Raw genomic sequence first — 21,246 nt, 5'->3', positions numbered from 1 at the left:
ACCTCCCAGTGCAAAATGCTCTGTATTTATTCGTAATTTATTACGACAAATTACGACAAATAAGTAATTACATCTCATTGGGTATTCTATAGTCTATAAATCAATACTTAAGGAGAACTTATGAGCAAGAAACGAGATACCATATTGTGGATAAACCACGCTATCAGCTACTTTAAGAGTCAGGGTAAAACGCAGAAAGATATGTCAAATGTACTCTGTATAGAAGAGTCTCGCATAAGTGAGATGAAAACGGCCAAAAGACTTTTGTCGCCATCTGAAAGGCAATCAATTATCGACTTTTGCGGAGCGCCGCGTCGTGAGTCTGGACGTTTTGAGCATGCTTTATGCTTTAACAGCGTAGACACCTTTGTCGCGTCGTTTGGTGAGTTAATGGAAAATCGCTACTTGCGGGAACTCATTCGCTTTTTCCAAGATCATGAAAATCAGGCCAGTTTATTAAGTAAGTGTATTCCAATAGAAGATGAGAATGGTAACTACATTGAAACTATTCGCTTGTCAGATATAGATGAAATGATTCGCGATGATGACTTAGAAGATACCTTCCAAAGATATCATCACTGGTTAAAAAATCAGAATGAGGATTCCTGTCTTAAGATGCCTGTGTTCAACAGCTCTGTGTTAGTTGAAGATAAAGATGTCTTCCACTTGATATACCAACTTTGGATGCTTGTTAAGCAATGTCCGACATTTTTACTAGCTACCGAGGAGTCTTTTAACCTAAATCCTGTCGTTGATGTTGAAGAGGTCGTCATGACAGGAGAGAAAGTATTACTAATCGAAAATTCGAACCCCAAACCTGTTAATCAACCGATTATCGAGCGTTTTGGCGATGGCCGTCGCTATCCAAACAATAAATGCATCAAACATGATTTATGGCAATCGATACGATGCGAACTGTACCTAAGTGAAGACATGAACTATCACCTGCTGATTCATCTTTCTCATGAGTACCAGATTTGTTCTTATCCAGATACTGAAAAATACGGCGATGGAGCCGTACATATGAGTGAACTCACTTGGCAAACTGATGTGGATGAGAATGACTTGTTAGTCGTAATCGAGAACATCAATTCACTGAAGTTATTCTCTATCATTGAAGATGTCAGAAAGTGGTGTGGGCTACCTATTGATAACCACCTTGAATTAAAACGTAGGATAGCTAAATCGGGCGGTTACGTACCAGGTGCAAGGGTATTGGTGTAGGATAGTTGCTGTGAGATTTGTTGCATTTTTAAGGCTTGCCATTAAATACCTACATTAATGAACAGGTCAATTCCGATGTTGGCAGTGAGTCAGTGCAAGCGAAGTTTATATAAGACTAAATGATAAATACTGAGCAGCATAATTGTATTAAAGCGGCATAAGCCGCTTTAATATATCATAAACAAATATCAGCTAACCCCGAGGGCCTTGTAAACAGCATCTACAGGGTCACTGTAAAAGCTAACTTGAAACTTAGTAAATGTTTCAGCTGGCACCGTCGGGATATCCGTAGCAGATGCCATAGGAATGAGAATCTTGGTTGCACCAGCTTCGAGAGCGACCTGCATTGAGCCTGCCAAATCCTGAACTGGATGCAATACGCCTCCTAGGGTCATCGACCCCAAAACCACCATTGATTCTTGCATCGGCTTTCCAAGTAGAGTAGAGCAGTTAGCAATCAAAGCGGCTAGGCTAGAACTATGTGAGTGACCAGACATCTGGAGGTCAACAAAATGCAAATGGAACTCATGTTCCGAATACTGATTGTTCGCCGCTATTCGTGATAGGTTTCCTTTGAAATACTCGAAACCGACTTTGACTTGCTCTTTTGCTTCTGTATCCGAACCAAGCCCTGATGTCGTTAGTTTACCGTTACCTGCTGTTTTTTGAGTTTCAATACGGAAGACACCAAGTTTACCCGCAGTGCCAGGGCTAACGAAATGAACGACTCCCGCATTGGGTCTACCTGGTGGGATGATTTTTGCCCCGCCTTGTTCTGGAACGTTTACAAAGAACTCTTCGAGCGTTTCATTATCAATGTAAGAGAAGTTAACATCGAAGAACTCCATTCCCCCAATTTTTTTGAGTTGCTCTTTCACTCGGCGGCGAACCTCGAGTGCATAGGTCAAGCAAATCCGTACATCTTCTTTAGAGTACTCGCCATGTGGCACTAAAAGTTTTAGTAGTCCAGATGTAGTACGGCGAACGGCGATAACATCTCGCTGATTGAGATTGTTTCCTAGCTTGAAGAATTTGTCGATAGCATCAGCAAATGCATGTTTGCGCATTTCGCGCATGTATTCAGCAAGGTAATCAGTGATCAAACCAAAACGGTTTGTGAAAAACTCTGGGCGCATTTTAGGAATTTCCCAGCCAGGAATATAAGCGTGGAAACGGTCAAAAAATGCTGAGTCAATCATCTCTGGAGGGAATGGGGCAAGTAGATGACTCGTTTTAACCAGTGTTTCGACACTTTGATCAATATTACCAACAAAGACCATTGAAGCCTTCGCTTCAATAGAATCACGACCACGGCTAAATGAACCTGAAGCCATGTAGTCTTTCATTATCTGCACGCCATCTTTGTCTTTAAATCGGATACCAGCGACTTCATCAAAAGCGACAATATCCCACATGCCAACCAAACCGACTTGGCGGCTTGACATGTTATAGAAAAGGTTAGCGACGGTGGTTTGACCACCCGATACCAATAAAGAGTTCGGGGAACATTCTTTATAAACGTGAGACTTACCTGTACCGCGAGGGCCTAGCTCGCAGACGTTATAGTTATTTTCAACGAACGGTATCATTCTGGCTAAGATATGCCACTTAGCACGCTGCTCCAGATTGGCAGGTTCCATACCAATTGAGCGTAATAGCATATCTAGCCATTGATCCATAGTGAAGTTACGTCGAGCGTCAAACACTTCTTGCATGTTCATTGAAGGCATTTGAATTGCTTTTAAGCCAACAACAGAAAATGGTGACGTCTTTTGCCCTTCCTCATAGAAGTAGCTTAGAGTGATGATGCACCAAATACCGCCTGTCAGCAGCTTTTCATTCTCTTTAACAACATTGGCAGAGATCACCGCGTCCTTGATACCTAAATTCGATAGGCTCGCCTCGTATACGTCTTTTTTCTGATTAAGCTTTACAGTGACTTTATCAATAACTTTATGTGTGCCTTTTTCTCGGATCAGTGATTTGACCTTTTCAGCTTCGTCTGGGCGAACATAGTTATCAGTCAGAATTTGTTTTACTCGACCTAAGCCAGCTTCTATCAACTCATCATCATCAGTCGAGCAATACATCCCTAACAGGTACTCGAGGACATAGACAGGAACATTGGCTCCTTCCTTAAGTTGTTTGGTCAGGTCTTTACGTACGACTCTTCCTTTGAATTGAGTCGTCATCAACTCATCCAGATCGACATCTCTGACATGTTGGATTTCATCTGCCTGACTAGGAACGTCAATAGGCTCTTGTTGATTATAATTTTCTGTCATACAGGGTTCCTAACGCCTTAAAAGAAGTCATCTTCTATCGCGATATCGATCGTGACAGAGTGTGGTTGTAGCTCTTGTGTCTTAGTTGGATCGCTGATATCTTTCATCATTAATTTATAAGATACGGTGCGATCAAATCCCGTACCGTTGAGCATGATCACGACATTTCGCTTTCTATCATCTTGCTTTTCAGAGGTCGCATCAAACATCACTTTCTGTTTGTGGGATACGGGTTGGCCATTAGGATCATCAATCCAAATCTCTAGCTCACGAGCCGTATATTTTTCGCCTACAGCCGCAGCCTGGAAAAGCTCTATTTTATCTGCCATAGAGACAAGACGGATAGGGTTTGAAAGCGGAACAACAGGTACTCGCTCTTTAGCATATCGTGACTGCAATTTATTTGTAGTTAGTTCTTTGACTTGGATGACTGGAACACAAATTTCTTGTGGCATAATACCACCGTGAATAAACTTTGCCCCACCAACGAAATTAAACCTATTTGACCCGCGGGGAACAATAAATTCACCGCCACTGCATTCCGAGTTTACAGTTAAACTCGCTGTGTTGGTCATCTTGCCGTGCCAATAGAAGCTGTCCTTTGGGAGGCTTTCGCCAATGATGTAGCGCTTTTTAGCTTCAACAGCACCTTTTGGTTTGACGGTTAAAGCCGTTCTATCTGAATCGACAACATCGCTGGATTTAAAAATAAAACCATGATCAGCGGTAACTAACACACGACTACCATTTAAGCGATTGATGATACGTTCAATTAACTGCTTGATTTCACTGATAGCTGTCGCACAGGCTTCAAAAGTTTGATGCTCTGATTCACCTTTATCTCCAACCTTATCAATTTCATTGTGGTAGATATAGATCACTCTAGCGTCGTGAACTTTTTCTCTGCCTTCCTCATTAGTCCAGTTCAGCACTTCTGAGGCTTTAAACGCGATCCCATTGCGCTTAGCCAAAATCTTATTTCGATTGTCTGTACCTCGGGCACTGATACCATCGACTTTGTATTCGACGGTTGAGTTGATGTGTGTAGAGATTTCATTGTGTGGTAGCAAAGAAGCCATACCAAGCTGAGTATAGGAAGGTACGACACCAAGTTGAGATTTAATCTCGGAATGAAAGCGCTTTTCATTATTTATTTGGTCACTTATTGCATGGGCAACCTCATAACGAAGTGCATCAGAGATAATGACAAATACTTTTTTGACTTGTGTTGTATTAAAAATGCCTTCGACTTGTCGTCTATAAAACTCATTTTGGTTTGGTACGCCTGAAATCTTCCAGTTATCTAACAAAGATTCTTCATCGACGAGTTTACCCCAAGCGATCGCTAGGTCGTGTAAGTACCAGTCCACATAGAGTGTTTCGATATCAGAAACCAACCCTGTTTTTTTCAATATATCAGAGCCATTATGAGCGACTTTTAAAGCATGCTCACAGAAACGTCGGTATGCAGAATCGAACTTATACAAGTCAGTTTCATACGCTCGGTACATTTCTTTGGCAGACGAAAAGTTAAAGCCATCAATATACTGCTGCTTTAACGCATAAAACTGTTTGGCAGCTCGAATTGCTTTTAAGATAGCTGCGTAATTTGGCTGATGATGAGTCCAATGTGTCGTTAAGCGATGAGAGATCAACGAATCGACCTCAACTTGATCGAGGTCGCTTAATTGTTGAGCGAGTAAGATAATAAAATGTTGCTCTGCATATTCAAAAGTATCGACACGATGAAGGTGCGTAGGGGACTTAACCATCGACAAGATGTGCTTTATCTCGAATTCTTGCTCTACTTGTTTTGCAAGGGTGTTATATGCATTTGATAAATTTCGATTTTCTCGCATACCCTTAATAAAACTGATCGCTGTCGCTCGTTTAGATGAGTTAAATGTTCTTCGCTCGGTATAATCGCGTTTACCTGATTCATCTAAATTGATTGGTAGCAGGTGCTGCTTGAACCTTGCAAAGACCTCGTGATTACCGTTGATTCCACTATTAAGTAAAGACTGGTAGCACTCTGTGAATAGAAGTTTGGTCACCAAATCGTTTAGATGAGGTTGAATTTGCTCTGTGTCATCAAATTTTTCAACTTGATATCCCATCACATCGAAAGCAAAGCGCCAGAAAGTATCAACCAAGTTGTACTTTTCTAGATCACTGAAAATAGTATTAACATCGATGCTATCTGCAAGCTTTAATAACAGATGATTCAAGATAGCAGGAAAGGTTGGAGACTCAACTTTAAGTGTCGCTGCTAGTAGTGCTAGTTCCAGCTCTTCTTTATTTGCACTGTGAGGCAACAACTTCTTCAGGCGTTCACGGCGAACCTTAGCTGTAAAAAAGGCGCGGTAATGGGAAATAACCTGACGAAACTCCATTCTCATGCCAATCTCATTCAGGATCATTGAGCTTGAGTCAGCATAGAAATCTTCGGAGTAAAGGCGAATGTCATATAACCAATCGCGTTCTGGTTTGTTGGTTTCAGTGTTGCTGTACAGAACAAATCGGGTGGTTGGTTCAAGTAGCTCGACACGAGTCTTTACTTCGAAGTGGGACTTATCATCTAAATGGATGATCTCAATGCCGTCAATAGAAAGCTCATCAAGCTGATCAATGAACTCTTTGTCGGTATCTTGCCAAAATACCAAACGGCTATGTTCAAATTTGTTTAAAAGGCCCTGAGATATTTGGTCTATGTTCATTATTTTTTACCTGAAATTATCATGACCCGAGAAGCAGCAATTTTACTAGCTTGCTATCGGGAACTTCCTACAACTGTGGGGTTTTAAACCTAACTAACGGTACAGTGTTAGTTTCAGGTAATCGTCGGTAAGCTGGAATTCAGGCTCTGAAGTTGAGTGTTGCCTCATGAGAGGGATTATTTTAGTCCTTACTCCCATTCCACGCGCATCTACATAACCATAATCTCGCATAACTTCAACTATCAGAGGGTTTCTAGGCGAACGTTGTCCTGCGAGCATCTTTTCGATGGTCATTGAGTTTTGCATAGCTCCTGGACTAGATATTTCGATTCGGTTAGAGTAAACAACAACCTCAATATCAACCATTCTTGTCCAGTCTCGGTGGACAAGGGCATTGATTAGAGCCTCACGAATTGCTTCTTTCGGATAATGCCACTGACTTTCTCGTCTGAAACCACTATCGATGTTGTCAGCTTCTTCACTAATAAAAGGTGTGATTTTGTCAATAAAGCGTTCGATGATCCCGTAGTTAACTTCTTCAAGCTGACGCGTTCCGTCTTCAGTTGTCCATAAACCCACAAAAGGTGCATTTATCACCTCGTCGAGTTCTGCTCGGTATTCCATGCTGTCACCATCGAACACCATAAGTCTAATACCAGATTGCCTTAGGTAGCGCCTCGGAGCAGTTCCGAATAAAAGCAAGCCTGCTATAGTACACACAACCTGATCACCAACACCTTCGACAAGATAACCAAGCCCAAGTAGTCGTGTAATCCACTCTTGTTCGGTTGTTGGCATTTCAGGTTCTTGCAGAATATTTTGGAGATAATCAGTTAGCCGCTCTCTGCTTAGTGAAGCAAAAGAAGTTCCCGCTACGGGTAAAACTTCGGTGTGAAGAATTCCACCACTTTCATACAAGCGAGCTTGTTCTTCTCGACTAGCCAAGCGAGATGTGCTACCTAAGCGCACGTAGACGTCTTCACGTTGATTATGTCTTACCACATAGGGTTTGCTAGTTCCTTGGGTTAGAGATATTACAGCGACCCTTTTGCCATCCTCTATTTGTATTTCTTCATAAAATGGCAGAATCATAGGATGAACTTTGGCGGAAAATACAGACGTCATAACCCATTCTTCAAGGTTTTCTCTGTTGATGCCGCTGATAGAGCCGTCATCTTCCACACCAAGGAGAATTAGACCGCCGCGCAGATTCGCTAGAGCTACCACTTCTTTGGCAAGTTGTTCTGGTCTGATGTCGTCACGTTTGAATTCAACACCTGAGTTTTCACCGTTAGCAATGATTTCAAGTAGCTCTGTTCTTAACATTTTTTTCTTCCAAGTTATTTATTCGTAACAGCTTTATCGTCAAAGCCATACTTTTTCCGTCTCTGATTGAAAGCAGCTTCACCGCCTTCAAGGATATCGGCGGCTAATTTCTGTATTTGCTCAACATCAATAGAACCTTGCTGACTTTCAGGTATGACACCTTTGTCTGAGTCAGAGCTAATAACTCCTATCCACTCAGCATCACCAAATACAGGGATGTTGGCGTTATGAGTTGCAAAGATAAACTGTCTAGATGTTTTGGCACTACGTAGCTGGGTCACGATTCTATCTGCGATGAAGGCATTGTCCAAGTTATCTTCAGGTTGATCTAGTATGAGTGGGTCATTATTGTCCAAAAGCAATAAATGCAAGATAGCTGTGCATTGCTGACCCGTAGATAAGCTGTCAACATCTCTAAATTGTTCTTCATCTGTATGACTGACGTTCAACTCTATGGACATTCGATCGCTCACTTGTACTTCTTCAAGCATAAGAAGTTGCTGTTCTGTCATTTTGCATAGAGAGGTTGCAACCGTAGGAGTTATCCCCCAACCACAGTTAACCAAGGCATCATGCCCCTCTCTAATCTTTGTTGCGAGATGCGCTGGGGTAAAATCGTTTTCTATTACCCAAGATAGTCTTGCAGCACCGACTTGTTCTAGACGACATCCAAGTAAGTAGTCAACTATGTCTTGCCTTTGAGCCTCGGAGCATAGTTCTAGTTTTACTTTGTTTTCAAGCTTACGGTTTAAGGCTTTGATTTTTCGTTTTAAATCGCTAGCATGTCTAGTTCTTTCCTCTCGTAAATCAGCCATTAAAGTCGCTCGGTTTCTATACAACTCAGTTAGCAATGTGTTTCTTGTTGCTAGTTGCTGCTGCTTAGGTTTGATCTGCTCAATACGAGTTAATATAGATTTATATTCTGCCCCTAGTGCTTTTCCTGATTTTCCATTGTTCGCAGGGATTTTCCTGAAGGCCTTCTCAAGCTCATCCTCCTGAGCTTTAACTTGTGCAGCTACGCTTTCAGTTATTGGAGTACAAGTATTCATTGCAGTTGTTGAGCTTTCTTGTAGCTGCTTGCTAATGCTGATACCTGTATTCTTTAGATCTTCTAAAACAGATCGTAGTTTTCGAAAATCTTCTGCACGAGGTAAGGTGGATATAGCTGTTTCGCTTAGAAATACAGGATCAGGCAGATTGTCATTGATTATCTCAACCAGGGAAGAGAAGCGTAATACTTCGTCCTTAGTTGTTTGAACCAATTGTTTCTCTCGTTCTAAAATAGGAATAATTTTTAATTTTTCTTCTAGTCCTAAGTCTGCGAACAGCTTCGCACGTTCTTGGAGGTTAGGTAGCTGCTCCACTTCTGTTTCAACCGCAGCAATTTCTTTTTGTTGGTCTAGTATTTTCTTTCTATTCTCTGCAATATGCGTTTGTAGACGTTGAGCCATTTCATTTGGCTTTTCATCGGAGATAAATCGTTTGATTAAAACTGTTCGCTGGACATCATCCCGAACCATTTCGTAGATTTCATTTTGCCCATAAATTTCTAAGTCGGGAACCAGCTCAGATGGATGGAACTGAGTTACTTGATTCTGCTCATCGCGGACGACAGGGTATTCACCATATTTTCTAGATACAGTAAATCGACGACCATTTAACACATTGCTTCTGATCGTCAGTTTCACCATCCCTTTATCTTTTCCGAGGTTCTGGTCAATAATTTTTTTATGTTGTTTGTCTGCGGAGCCTGCTTCAAACGGCTTTTTATCTAGAGCATAGCGGATGCACTCTAGCAACGTTGATTTGCCTGTTCCCCGACCTCCAATTATCGTGTTTAGATGTTCTGATATTGATATATCAATACCATCTAGATACCCATCTATAAACTCAATACGCTCAATAGCTGAAGCATGATTTTCAGGCATGTCGGAATGGAGCCTTATTCTTGACTCTGGGTCAACGAATGCCATTTTGAATGCACTAAAGGTAGGTGTTGTCATCTTGATAAAGCAACTAGCACCAGGTTTTCTAAGATCATCTGGTTTTGCTACATCGGCTGCATTTATGACGGCTATCTTAGGCGTTTTTTTATAGTCAGGAAGCTTGTTTTGAATTGCTTTTCTGTAAAAGTCATCTTCGACACCTTTCAGATCTTCTATCGACCCAGGGATTTGAGCCGCTAGTAATCCAGAATGCTGCCAGATATGATGCATCCGTCTTTTTAATACACCATCATCATTGGTTGAATGTGCCGCATAGATAAAACCACCCAGCTCAGTTACTTTGTCGATGAGTTGAATGGCTCCTAGTCTAGACGGAGAAACACCATCGGTAGGATCTATAAGATCTAAGCTGCCGAGAATTCTATTCAGCTCTGTGGATGTTTTGCATTCATCAAACAGACAAACAAAGTGAATTTTTTCGCTAGATGCAATTTCAAACCCAGGAAAAACGACGATACCATGTGGCTCCAGTACATTTTTTAGTGACGCAATTTCAGCAACATTACCGTGGTCTGCGCAGCCTATAATTTTGATACTTTCTTCAAGGCAAGCTGCTAAGATAGCTTGATTATACTCATCTTCTGATTGACTTTGCTGCTCTCCCCGATGCTTGATGTAACTCGCAGGGTTTACTTGCAGAGCACACTTCCAGTATTGAGCCTTATGTTCACTCATCGAAATCTCCTTCACTTACATCCTGCATGCAATTATTACATAAAAACCGCAATAGGTAGAGCAGGCTACTGTAGATATAGCCTGCTCTATCAGTTACTTAAGTTCTTCTGGACTTTTACCATGAATCGCTTTGACATCTGCGAGTAGGTTGCCGAATTTACCGTAGTTAACTTTTACGCCGTCATCTAAGTCTATAGAAATCTTCATTTCTGCTAAGTACTTCAACTCTTCATCGAAGGAACGGAGTTCGGACTGTTTCTTCTCGATTGACTTTAACTCTTTATCAATACGTCGCTGCTCTGTGCTACTCGCGTTTGTGCGGCTTTCCGTTAAGATCGAGTGCTGAGTTTCCAGCTTACCCATCAATGGGGTGACATACTCAGTACGCATACGGGCAAGGGTACTTTCATTGTAACGATGTAAGTACACCAAGCATTCAAATGCCTTTTCTTTACCTGAGCTAAATAGCCAGTAAATAGGGCGCTTTTTATACGTTTTCAAATGGTCTTTGTAGAATTGCGTAGAGAAGTAACGACGAATCGTCTCCATCGAGCTTTCGTTTTTCTTTGGCTTGATCGCATCTAAACATAAGCTTTCGGCTACAAAGTCGAGGTTTTCTTGTAGATGTTTTTCACCCCAAACCGTTTTGACGAAATCACGGAAGCGGCTAGTTGCATCATCATCGAATAACCAGTCTTCGGCCGCCAATGGCACGATACCGTCATCATCAGCAGGGAAAGTTTTGTATGCGCCTTCTGCTACAAGTTCTTTGAAGCCGTTGTTGCCTGAGTGAGCGTAGACTAAGCCTTCACGATCTAGTGAGTATCGTCCCATGATGTTCCCCATTACATAGCTTAGTAGTTCACATACAAGTGTCGATTGCTTTGAAATTTCGGCATTTTTAGGAAATCTAAAGGCTGGGTTTATATTTAACGTAATATCTTCAATTTTTACATTGCTTTCAATTTCGTCACATAAACCGTAGGCATTAATAATTGTTCTGTTATTTTCTTCTTCGAGATCTTTTAGTCTACTTACCAAATTTAAATGTTTTTTTAATATAGAAGAAAACGTTGCTCTCAAGGTGTTTTCTTTTATTTCTATCCATGGTGAAGTCGAGAAATCCCATGAGGTTTCAAATTCATTCCAGTCTTTTTTTGCTATACTTATAGCGCTTGTTGTTACATCTTTGTTGTGAGTAATTGGCAATATTGGTAACTGACCAACTAGACCTGAACTGTAATTTAATGTAGGGTTGAGCATGTTATAAAAATAATCGGGAACTGGAGAGTTAACAAGAGCTACAATTTCATGGGTCGATATTTTTTGTGGAAAAATACCTCCCGCAGCATTAGAAAATATAAATCCTTTATCCATGTATCGTGATGAGAAAGTTGAGGAGGTTATCGTTGACCAGCAAGCCCCTTCTTTGAAGTAATACTCTGTATTAAAAATACGTCGAGACCAATGGGTCGTCGTATTATCTCTAGGATTATTCATTACTGCTTTTTTGATATCGGCTCCATTATTCTTCCAGTTTACTACAAATTCATTATTGCCATACCATTTTCTAAACTCTCCTCCTTTTTGGAAAGGATACCATTTTAAAGGCGAATCAATAGATTCTTGGATATCATTACACGTAAAATTGATATCAGACGCATTAATCTCGTGCCAGTAGCGAACGAAAGTTGAATTGTCGGTAGTATTTAAGCCTGTTCGAGGCGCTGATAAGCTACTTAATTTTGATCCTGTTTTGAATGCATTAATAACACGTTCACTAGCCCAGTAAGCAATAGGGTTACCAGGAATATTATTGAAATCATCTTGCTTAGCATTAAAAAACCAACCACAAGAGGGAGTTTGAATCGCTTCAATCGTTTTAGGCCCCTGATTTGATGACCCTTTAAAATCAGATAGTCGAACATAGCTACCTTTATAATCAGGAATATGACCTTTAGTTAGTGTAAATGTACAAATAGGGACTGTTGCACCATCGAAGCCAGAGTATTCAAGTTGTACTAATGTTGAAATGATTTCGTCTTCAATCAGCTTTGCTCTAAGTTGCTCATAACTTGAGATAAACATCCATACAAATGGAGTCATGAAACCTAACTCACCATGCTCACGAGTAAGTTGTAAGTTACGAATGATGAATGCTGAGAAGAGGTCTTTATCGTATCCTGTGAATTTATCTTTTAAAAACTTCTTAACTAATGGTGTTTGGTACTTACTTCCCATATACGGTGGGTTTGCGACAACAACATCGTATTGACGAGCCAGAATAGTTGCTTGTTCAACAATAGGTAATAGTGCTTGCGCTGCTTCTTTTGCGGTTGGCTCATTACCTTGTGCTTTGACCGCTAGCTTTGCTTGCAATGCAAATAGGGTTTCAAAGTGCTGGCTATCAACTTCAATCAATGAACCTAAGTTTTTGGCGTCAATAAACTGCTCTTTTAGGTATCGAAGCAAATCGAGATAAACTTTGTTTTCTGTTGAGGGTTCAGCTAGTTCTAACTGCGGTTCTGAAAATAAGTCTCCCATTGAACCTGTTTGTTTGTTGCCATCAAGATCTAAATTTGCCCATAGCTTGTCAATGTCCAGGTTTTCAGTTGATTGAACTGAGTGGATGTTAAGCTTGATATCACGTGTGAAGATACGTTTATCATCTTCACGCGCTTTCATTAAAACAGCAAACGCGGCCATTTGCGCTGCTCGATCATCAATATCTAGACCATAGATATTCTTGGTCAGAATCAGCTCTGGGACCTCTCTCAGGCGGTAGCCACGTTCCAGGTAAATTTCACGTAGTACTTCGTATACTTCAACTAAGATGTGACCAGAACCACAAGCAGGGTCAAGCACTTTGATTTCTTCAGGGTCAATGCTTGTCGGTGTAATAGCCTTGAGTTGTTCGATGACATCATCACTTTGTTCGGCAGGAGTGATGTAGTAATCCATTTTCTCTTTCAGCTCAGAGTCAGGGTAGGTGGCTAACCACTGGCGACCAAGTGAGTTTTGAACTAAATACTTTACGATCCAATTTGGAGTAAAAAGCTGTGTTGCAGCTGGAATATCTTCTTTTTTAACGACTTTACCAATAACCGCATCTTTGTGCTCGGAAATGTAGAACTGGTACAGCCAACCGATGACTTCGATTTCTCGCCAGTTATCTTCAGGTACGTCATTAACCAGTTCTTTTAGAATTGAGTCGGTTTTAGTCAGATTATCTGGTAGTAGTAACTCAGTGGCGTCATCCAGTTTTTCGAACATGAATGGCATGATTTTGCTGAGCTGGTGGCATTGAGCGAGCAATAATTCACGATACAGCTCTTCTTCTTTGTCGCCAGCTAATAGCATTTCTACGATGTCGGATTTATTTAATCCCAAATCCTCTGCCACATCAGCGGCATGAGCTAAGATTTCAAAGCCTTGGCCAAACTCCGCATCAACTTCTTTACTCAGCATACGGAAGCCATGGTCAAGATAGCCATTCACTTCCATAAAACGAATGGCCGTAAAACGGTTAAACCAGGTAAACGCCATCTCGTTAATAAATTGGTTGTAGCCATCTTTACCACCACCGAGCGCTTCGATGCGATTCACTAACTGTTGACGCTGTTGACCTTGCTTGCGTGTAAAGATACGCCCTTCAATAAGGGTATCAGTTCCTTGTGTCGTGGCTTCACTGATTTTATTTTCGTAAATGCCGAGTACGGCAGCGCGTTTTTTTACTGCATCCATAAAAGCCAAACGGGCTTTCGGGGCATAAGCTTTGAGTTTGTTTGTGTTCATTTTATATAACTCGATGGTTTAGCCTGAGCTTGCGCTCAGGCAGCAATTCAATGGTTGTTGGCTTTCACTGCTATTTAATGCGTACTTTATGGTTACTCTCAACGAGAGTGACCAGTTTATCGCGCAGCGCCTTTAGGTAATTTTCAACATCTTCGACGGTTTCCATATAAGTCGCCTCAGAGACTTCTCTGTAGACTTCCATCGCATCAATTGCTTGAGTAGGCTTTGCCTTGGGCGCTTTTTCGCGGACAGGCATTGCTTCTGTTGTCGATGAACCATAGTTCGTAGCAGACTGACTCGTTGATGATGGTGAGTCGGTGGCTTCTGAATTTGAAGATTGTGCTTCTTTCGTTTTTTTCGCTAGTGCTTGCTGCTGAAGAATGTAGGCGTTCACTGCCTTTTCCGCATCATTAAACCAATCATCCGCTTCAATAAGCTCGTGCTTAATCTGCGAAACGCTGTTTTCACGTTGTACGCGTTTAATTGCATTCTGGAATGGCAATAATACTTTGTTGCTGATCTCTGCACTTGCTCCAGCGTTTTCAATCAGTTCTTTAACTTCATCAATACGTTGTTCCAGCTTTTTAACAGTGTAAGTTTGCTGTTTTTCAATCAGTTGGTTATTGATGGCGGTCAGCGTCTCAACCAAAGGTTGAATATTACGAATATCTCGATACGGTGATGCGTTGTGATAAATAGCAGTAAGCTTATCAAGTGCAGCCATCGCCTCCGCATTTTTTTCAAGGAACGCACGGTTTGCGGAGAAGGTGATATTTAAAGCACGCTCTAGCCCTTGCCAACTTGTAAACTGAGTTTCGTAGAAGTTTTCCAGTAACTCATACTCTTCTTCAAAATCGAGTAGGTCGTTGGTTTTAGCGATGAATTCATCAACGAACTGGAAGCTGGTTTTGATTTCCGTTAAGCCTGATAACAACATAATGCCATCATCGATCTCGTTACCACCAGGGTAATGACCAGTCGATGACATAGATTTGAATCGTCTCAATTTAGTCAGCCATTGATTTAACTTTTCAACTGCTGAGTTAAATAACTCTTTTTCGGCGCTAGGAGCGGTGCCAAAGCTAAGATCTTTATACAGCTTCGCTGCTTTTTTCAGATTAGCTTCAGATTGTTGCTTGATACGGCGAATACGCAGGTTCGCTCTTTTTTGAGACTTACTTAGATGTTCATATAAGCCTTTTAACGGGACTTCCTGTTGGTTAGCCTGAAACACAAGTTTATTGGCAAGACCAAGACGTGCCAATATTAGGATGATCTCATCGGTGTTCCAACCATAAGGGCGCTTTGAGAACTTCTTGATGATATCGGCCGCTGTGACCGCGTAACCATGGTCGTCACTTAATGAAACGTGCTGTTCTATTTCAAGAACTGCGAGTGGATTGGCTTCTTCACCTGCTAAGTCGAGGCCAATCTGTGCCGTATCGCCAGCGGCTAAAGTTTGCTGGATTTCACTTAGGATGTTTCCAGGGAATGGTTTGATCAGTTTGAGCTTACCGAAAGTATTTTCAATGATGTAGCGGTAGGCTCCCTCTAGCATGACAGCAAGTGAGCTACCTTTTGCATCAAAGCCAGAGCCAAGCGTGTAAAAATCAGACTCTTTGATTAGTTCTTCGAGATCTCCGACTAATCGCTTGCGACGATTCATGTTCTCGTTGGCTTTATCGCGGCGGATCTGTTCTTGACTTGAGCCTGAGGCGCTACTGCTTTTGCGAATGAATTTTTCCGTCTTAATATAAGTACGAAGATCATCGAATAGGCGAGGGTTATCATTCAGTTTGACAAGAATGCAATCTGATGAAAAGTTTGCACAGGTAGCGTCGTTGTATTCGTCGTAACTGTTGTCGATAGGTGAAACGACTTTCAGCAAAATATCACTGTCTAAATTGCGATCAAAAGGAACACCGTTACAAAAACGAGCCACTGGAAAATCTTGCTTGTTCTCTGGGTAACGGAAGTTGTTGTTGCGACGCAATATCTCGTTAAAGATGATGTTACTCAGTTCGGTTGTCTCATCTGAAGGTTCGATATCGGTCTTCTTAATCGCTTCTTCGATCTCTTTTTCCTCATTAGTCAGGAAAATGTATTCATCGTTTTGTCGAGCAATTAAGTTGTTACGTTCCAGTACCTCGAGACGAGCCTCAATAGCCAGTCGCAACGCGCGTTTATCCTGATCAATTTCGCTGATGCAAAGGGTTACCAAGTTATCAATATTGGATTTCACTTCATCGACGTAACGGATCATAAATAAGGTTTGCAGAACTTGAACTGCAAATTCATCAATGGAAGTTTTGTCTGCGGCATGATTAATGTCACGCACGACAGCATCATCAAGAAACTTCTTAATGGAGTGATAAAAACTGTGAATAGGGATCAAGCGACCCACGTTTTTATCGGCAAACTCTTTTGAGGCGATTTGGAAGGCGTCAATCAACGAACGTTCACCACGACTCATGTGTTGCCCTGAAGCACCAGCACGGCTGATGCCTGTGAAGATCTTTTGTACCAAGTTGTATTGGTACGGCACGAATGGATAGGTATTGATGAAATCATCGCTACTTTGATAGTTCGCCATTTCAGCCGCATTGCTTTGTTCAAAACTCAACTGGCTACGAATGATATCGCCTTTGGCATCATAAAGTTCAGACAGGTGACTTTTAGCTTCCTCTGTTTTACTGAGTAGACGCTTTTCGATGACTTCATTTGTGTTGGAACTAGAAAGGGAAATACGTTCAAATCGACCTTGGATTTTGGAAAAATCCTGGCTTTTTGAGCCTTGCATACCGCCAACAATGGAGTCGATATCGGCTTGAGAAGTCACTATCACCCAAGCGCGACCACCACAAATTGTTCCGAGATTCTCGGTGATAGTTTGTAGTTTGAGCATCATCTGGGTGTTTTTACCAATAAACTGACCGATTTCATCGACGAAGAAGAGCAAGCGGCGATCGCGATTCCCATCAAGGTATTCTTTTACCCACTTACAGAAATTTGCAATATCCAGAGGGAAGTTTTCTTCAATTTTCTCGACCCACAGCTTAGTGGAATCTAATGATTGACCCGTAACCTGTGCCAGTGCTTCTGCCATGTCATCACGGTAGAAATCATAGGAATCCCGTTGTTCTAGCCAGCTTTCACCTGTGATTGACTCAAAGGCAGTTTGAAAGCCTTCAAACTGCCCACGAGAATCCAGTTCTCGCTCCAAGTGGGCAATATGCGCATGATCGCCTGAGTAGCCCATTTCTTCATTGAATACTTTTAGGAAGACCTTAAGAATCGCATCTTCTTTGTCATCAGTGTCGGCTCGGCTATCAATATTGAATAAGATAACTTTGTTGTCTTTCTGGATCGCTTTTTCAATGTCACCAACTAGGAATGCATCGTCCTTCAATTTTTCAGAGAAAAAATCAAACGCTGTGCGAGTCGTTATTCCATCAGTAGCTGACACATTTTTCAAAAGGTATGACAGGATCTTGATGAAGTGCGATTTACCGCTACCGAAAAAGCCAGAAACCCAAATCCCTGATTTGCCAGTGATCGCAGCTTGTTCTGGGTCGTACACAGAGGGCATATAAAATTTAAAAAAGTTCTCTATATGCTCTTTTAGTTCATTCGTGATGACGTATTCATCAAGTTCGACAAAGACGGTTTCATTTTCGGTTTGATCTGCTTTAACAACGCCATTGATAGGGCGAGCGATATCTTTCGTAAAAAGTTGTTTAATATTCATTCTTTTTCTAACCAACATGCTTATTGTAAGTTTGCAAGTTCATCGTCATATACTTTTTACTGAGCTATGGGACGAGTTTGAACGCACGGTAATAGTTATTTGATTCGATACGGCCGAATGGTTTTAATGTTGCTCCATCGTATTCACCAGGATAAAACATTACGGTAGGCACGTTCCCCACTTTGGCATGCAATGCATTGAGAAGACCATGCCCACGAATGATAGGCCAGACACTGCCTAGCCCGTGTAAGATGATGAAGTCACATTCAAGTACATTAGCCTGTTTTACAATAAATTCAGCAAACCGATTTTGTTCAAGAGGGCCTTTTAGTGCTTTGAATAAGGCATCATCACCTTTCTCAAATTGCATCTTGTAAGCTCGATCGAGTAGCTTACGAGACTTCAGTAACTCGACGACCATTTCATACAAATTGATACTCGCGAAGCGTTTACCTGTGATTTCGCTGCGTGATGCCAGTTTTTTAGTCAAAAAGTCGATATGCTCTCTAACGATAATCTCGTGCTCAGCAGGGTAGTCGAAAATGTAGAAGCCTATCTCACCGCCTAATTCTTTATTGGTAAGAAATTCATCACTTTCCAGTTTGTCTTGCACTTTTTCCAAACGTTGCTGGAGTTGCTGTACTGTTTGCATTATGGCTCCATTGCTCTGACGATATCATCTCTATCCATCTCTGATAGGAGAATGCGTACATCAGGTGAGATAAAGATATTCATGAGTTTTTTGTGTTTGGTGGAGTCTATATAGCCTGCATCTGCTAAAACTTTGAACGCGACTTGGGATATTTTATATGTAGATGCCTCTGACATCTCAAGTAAACCTGGGTATAAGCGTCCGCGCTCCTGCCAAAAATGCTGCCAGTCATCTACACTCAATGCTTCTCTATACATACGCTTTGCGTCTGTTACTACGATTCGCATGAAATCCGCTAGGATAGGGGCGTTGATTAATGTTGCAGCGAACATTAACTGTGTTGCTTCTTCTGTACCGCTATAAGCTAATTTTTGAAGATACTCGTTGTTTAACGACTCCAGACGCTTTTTGATCGTCGCGGCATTGCGTTTAGCTGACGCAGCTGAAGGCTTTTGCAAGATGTTCTCTTCTACAATCGCTTTGTTCCAATCCTCTAGGGTTGGTTCTGTTAACAGCAGGTCGGCAATGATTTGGCTTTCACGGAGCATTAGACTTCCACCAATAAGATCGCCTAGGTAGCGTTTGTGTTCAGACATCGATGTTTCCTAAAGAATGAAGTTGAGTTCGATTCCCCTCATAGCCTGCGGCTAAGTGTAGGTTTTCGATACCATAAAGTGTTGGACTGTTACGCAGCCATAGTTGGTGTTCTGGAGACAGTAATCTGGCACTATCAGAGCAATCGACATTGAGTCTTCGTAATAAATAGCCAGCAATGGCGGCTCGAACATCGAGGTATAAAACACCATCATTCATGTTGTAATCCAACTCAATGGCTTTGGGGTGCTTAATATTTTTGGGATGGGGTACTAGCTCTAATGGAACGATACGTAACCATTGGTTATCTGACATCTTTGATTGAGACTCTGATACCGCTAGATCCAGTAGTTTGGCTTTAGTTATACGAGTAATAACAAAATCACGAAACTCATGGCTCTTCATATCGTATGCACGTACATGCCATCGAAGACCATTGTTCACTAATGTGTGTGGTACTATCGTTCTTTTGCTTGGGCCACTATCTAGAGAAATGTATTCAATCGATACCGCTTTGTTGTTGAGTGCTGATTGGGTTAGCTTAGAAACAATGTGGATATTGGGTACAGCAAGCTGACTCGGTGTTTCAACAGGGAAACGAACATCTTCCATTATGTCGATGCTATCACTGAAGTTGTGCGTAAGCTGACTCAGCGCTTTTTGTGCATCATAGTCAAAAAGTGGCTTAAAAGATGACGTTTGGAAATAACGCTTCTCGGCATTGTCGTACACAAGATTCTCTCCAGCCAGTTCTTTATACAGGTTAATGTCCCGAGTGGCATTGGAAAGCCCCATCTTAAAATGTGCGACGACTTCAGCTCGCGAAAAATGGCCCACAAACATCAAACGGAAATCTATATAAGACAATCGTTGTTTTTGAGCGTAGCTAAGTTGGTCCATAGCAATTATCGTGAATTATTTAATGTTTGAAGTATGAACCATTTTGGGTCTGACATCAATCCAGATAGTGTTGATGGATGTTTTATTGAGCATAAATGTGAGGTAGGCACAGACGATAAAAGCCAGCGTTAACACGCTGGCAACAATCAATCTGGGGAAAGATTAACATAGAGTAAAAATATGGTTTTACGAGGTTTGATGTGTCTTAGTGTGATCTAGCCAGTCGTTAATTGAGAAGGAACAACAGAAATCATCCGTTTCGGAGTTGTTATCGACATCATCAAAAAGATAAAGTTGAAGTTGCCCTTTATCAGTTAGATTTCTAAAATGAGATTTATTGAGAGCAAACACTACGTTTAAAATGTCCTCCTCACTTTCTATCTGACTTAGAAACAAGCTTGAAAAGGTTGCCATAATAACGGAACCATCGTTCAATTTGATATACGAAAGGAGTACTAGCTCCATAGATTGTGCAAAAGTAAGGCATAGGTCTAGTGGGGAAGTGATATGTAATTTTCTGCCGTTTAAACGAATGTCATGACTAGTGAGTAGAGGGTGGTTAATCAAAGAAAATTGATTATTTGACTGTTCTTGATAGTTCTTCAAATTTTGCATAATAAATCCTTAATAAACTTACCCCAAAACTTCGTTTATTGTAGATTTATTAAGTGACACGCGGGGTGTTTAACGCGTCTGTTTTTAAGTTATAACTGATGATGATTAAAGTCAATTAAATTCTATAAAAAGTAAAGGTTTATGATTTTAATTATTTAATCATCACAATAGAGTTCTTCGTAATCGATAAGATGCATGTTTCTATCAATCCGTTTTAAATCTTCAAAAGCAAAAAACTTCTTAGCTAAACGAATGGCGTAATAAGGTTCGGTCGTATTTGAAAGTATTAACTCTCGACTATGAGGAACATGGACAAACTCAATACTGCCAAATCTAGTCTTATAAAAACCCGATTCACCCGTTGTGCCGAGAATTAAAATCATCGGGATCTGAGAGATAACACTCCATCTTGAAAGGGCATCTTCGAAAGAGATATAACACAGTTCGCCTTCTCGCAGTGACAAAGCTAGTTTGTCAAAGAAATCAGGCGGCAATGTCGAACGCAAGTAAACAAATCGCTCAAAATCAATACTCACGATATAGTCGTGTTTTGCGATGATCTGCTCAATATCATCACATCTAAAGATTGAGCAGATCTCTTCACGTTTATAAATGAATTTTTCTGTACGGCGGTACTGCATTTCGAAAATCATTTTCAAGATGGAACTCCTTACATTAAAAATGATTAATCTTCATGGCTTTAGCTACG

The 21,246-nt window shown here is 41.1% G+C and carries 12 protein-coding genes; 1 reads left to right on the top strand and 11 read right to left on the bottom strand.

Annotated features, from left to right (window positions below; genetic code table 11):
- Positions 1–120 precede the first annotated feature (120 nt).
- Positions 121–1,224: a hypothetical protein gene (locus ACF8PK_RS06935; protein WP_108693865.1), complete on the top strand. Its 1,104-nt coding sequence runs from the start codon at positions 121–123 to the stop codon at positions 1,222–1,224.
- A gap of 188 nt (positions 1,225–1,412) precedes the next feature.
- Here the strand turns inward: ACF8PK_RS06935 and brxL are convergent, their stop codons facing one another.
- The 11 genes from brxL to ACF8PK_RS06880 all read right to left on the bottom strand — a co-directional run bounded on the left by brxL (position 1,413) and on the right by ACF8PK_RS06880 (position 21,178).
- On the bottom strand, positions 1,413–3,452 hold the full coding sequence (gene brxL, locus ACF8PK_RS06930) for a protease Lon-related BREX system protein BrxL (RefSeq protein ID WP_219929056.1): 2,040 nt from the start codon (positions 3,450–3,452) through the stop codon (positions 1,413–1,415).
- A 74-nt stretch (positions 3,453–3,526) separates the two neighbouring features.
- The gene (pglZ, locus tag ACF8PK_RS06925; RefSeq protein WP_108693863.1) at positions 3,527–6,226 is read right to left on the bottom strand and encodes a BREX-1 system phosphatase PglZ type A; all 2,700 of its coding nucleotides are present in this window, start codon (positions 6,224–6,226) and stop codon (positions 3,527–3,529) included.
- A gap of 93 nt (positions 6,227–6,319) precedes the next feature.
- Positions 6,320–7,552, bottom strand: a complete 1,233-nt coding sequence (locus ACF8PK_RS06920; RefSeq protein WP_108693862.1) for an RNA-binding domain-containing protein — start codon at positions 7,550–7,552, stop codon at positions 6,320–6,322.
- Between the two features lie 14 nt (positions 7,553–7,566).
- Positions 7,567–10,233 (bottom strand): TrlF family AAA-like ATPase, encoded by a 2,667-nt coding sequence (locus ACF8PK_RS06915; protein ID WP_108693861.1) that lies wholly within the window; start codon positions 10,231–10,233, stop codon positions 7,567–7,569.
- A gap of 93 nt (positions 10,234–10,326) precedes the next feature.
- Positions 10,327–14,028 carry a BREX-1 system adenine-specific DNA-methyltransferase PglX gene (gene pglX, locus ACF8PK_RS06910; RefSeq protein WP_108693860.1) on the bottom strand — a complete coding sequence of 1,234 codons (3,702 nt, stop codon included), beginning with the start codon at positions 14,026–14,028 and terminating at the stop codon, positions 10,327–10,329.
- Positions 14,029–14,098: 70 nt separating this feature from the next.
- On the bottom strand, positions 14,099–17,776 hold the full coding sequence (brxC, locus tag ACF8PK_RS06905; protein ID WP_108693859.1) for a BREX system P-loop protein BrxC: 3,678 nt from the start codon (positions 17,774–17,776) through the stop codon (positions 14,099–14,101).
- 64 nt (positions 17,777–17,840) lie between these two features.
- Positions 17,841–18,428: a DUF1788 domain-containing protein gene (locus tag ACF8PK_RS06900; protein ID WP_108693858.1), complete on the bottom strand. Its 588-nt coding sequence runs from the start codon at positions 18,426–18,428 to the stop codon at positions 17,841–17,843.
- Positions 18,428–19,024 (bottom strand): DUF1819 family protein, encoded by a 597-nt coding sequence (locus ACF8PK_RS06895; RefSeq protein WP_025605130.1) that lies wholly within the window; start codon positions 19,022–19,024, stop codon positions 18,428–18,430. Before ACF8PK_RS06895 ends, ACF8PK_RS06900 begins: the two co-directional genes overlap by 1 nt.
- Positions 19,017–19,922 carry a WYL domain-containing protein gene (locus ACF8PK_RS06890; RefSeq protein WP_005444571.1) on the bottom strand — a complete coding sequence of 302 codons (906 nt, stop codon included), beginning with the start codon at positions 19,920–19,922 and terminating at the stop codon, positions 19,017–19,019. Before ACF8PK_RS06890 ends, ACF8PK_RS06895 begins: the two co-directional genes overlap by 8 nt.
- Positions 19,923–20,108: 186 nt before the next feature.
- Positions 20,109–20,537, bottom strand: a complete 429-nt coding sequence (locus ACF8PK_RS06885) for a hypothetical protein (protein ID WP_392440602.1) — start codon at positions 20,535–20,537, stop codon at positions 20,109–20,111.
- A gap of 155 nt (positions 20,538–20,692) precedes the next feature.
- On the bottom strand, positions 20,693–21,178 hold the full coding sequence (locus tag ACF8PK_RS06880) for a hypothetical protein (protein WP_108693885.1): 486 nt from the start codon (positions 21,176–21,178) through the stop codon (positions 20,693–20,695).
- Between the last annotated feature and the right edge of the window lie 68 nt (positions 21,179–21,246).

It is taken from the genome of Vibrio sp. CJQ_6 (genome assembly GCF_043106745.1).
GTDB lineage: Bacteria > Pseudomonadota > Gammaproteobacteria > Enterobacterales > Vibrionaceae > Vibrio > Vibrio furnissii.
Note: the sequence above shows the minus strand (reverse complement) of the source record. Positions and strands in the feature narration are given on the sequence as shown.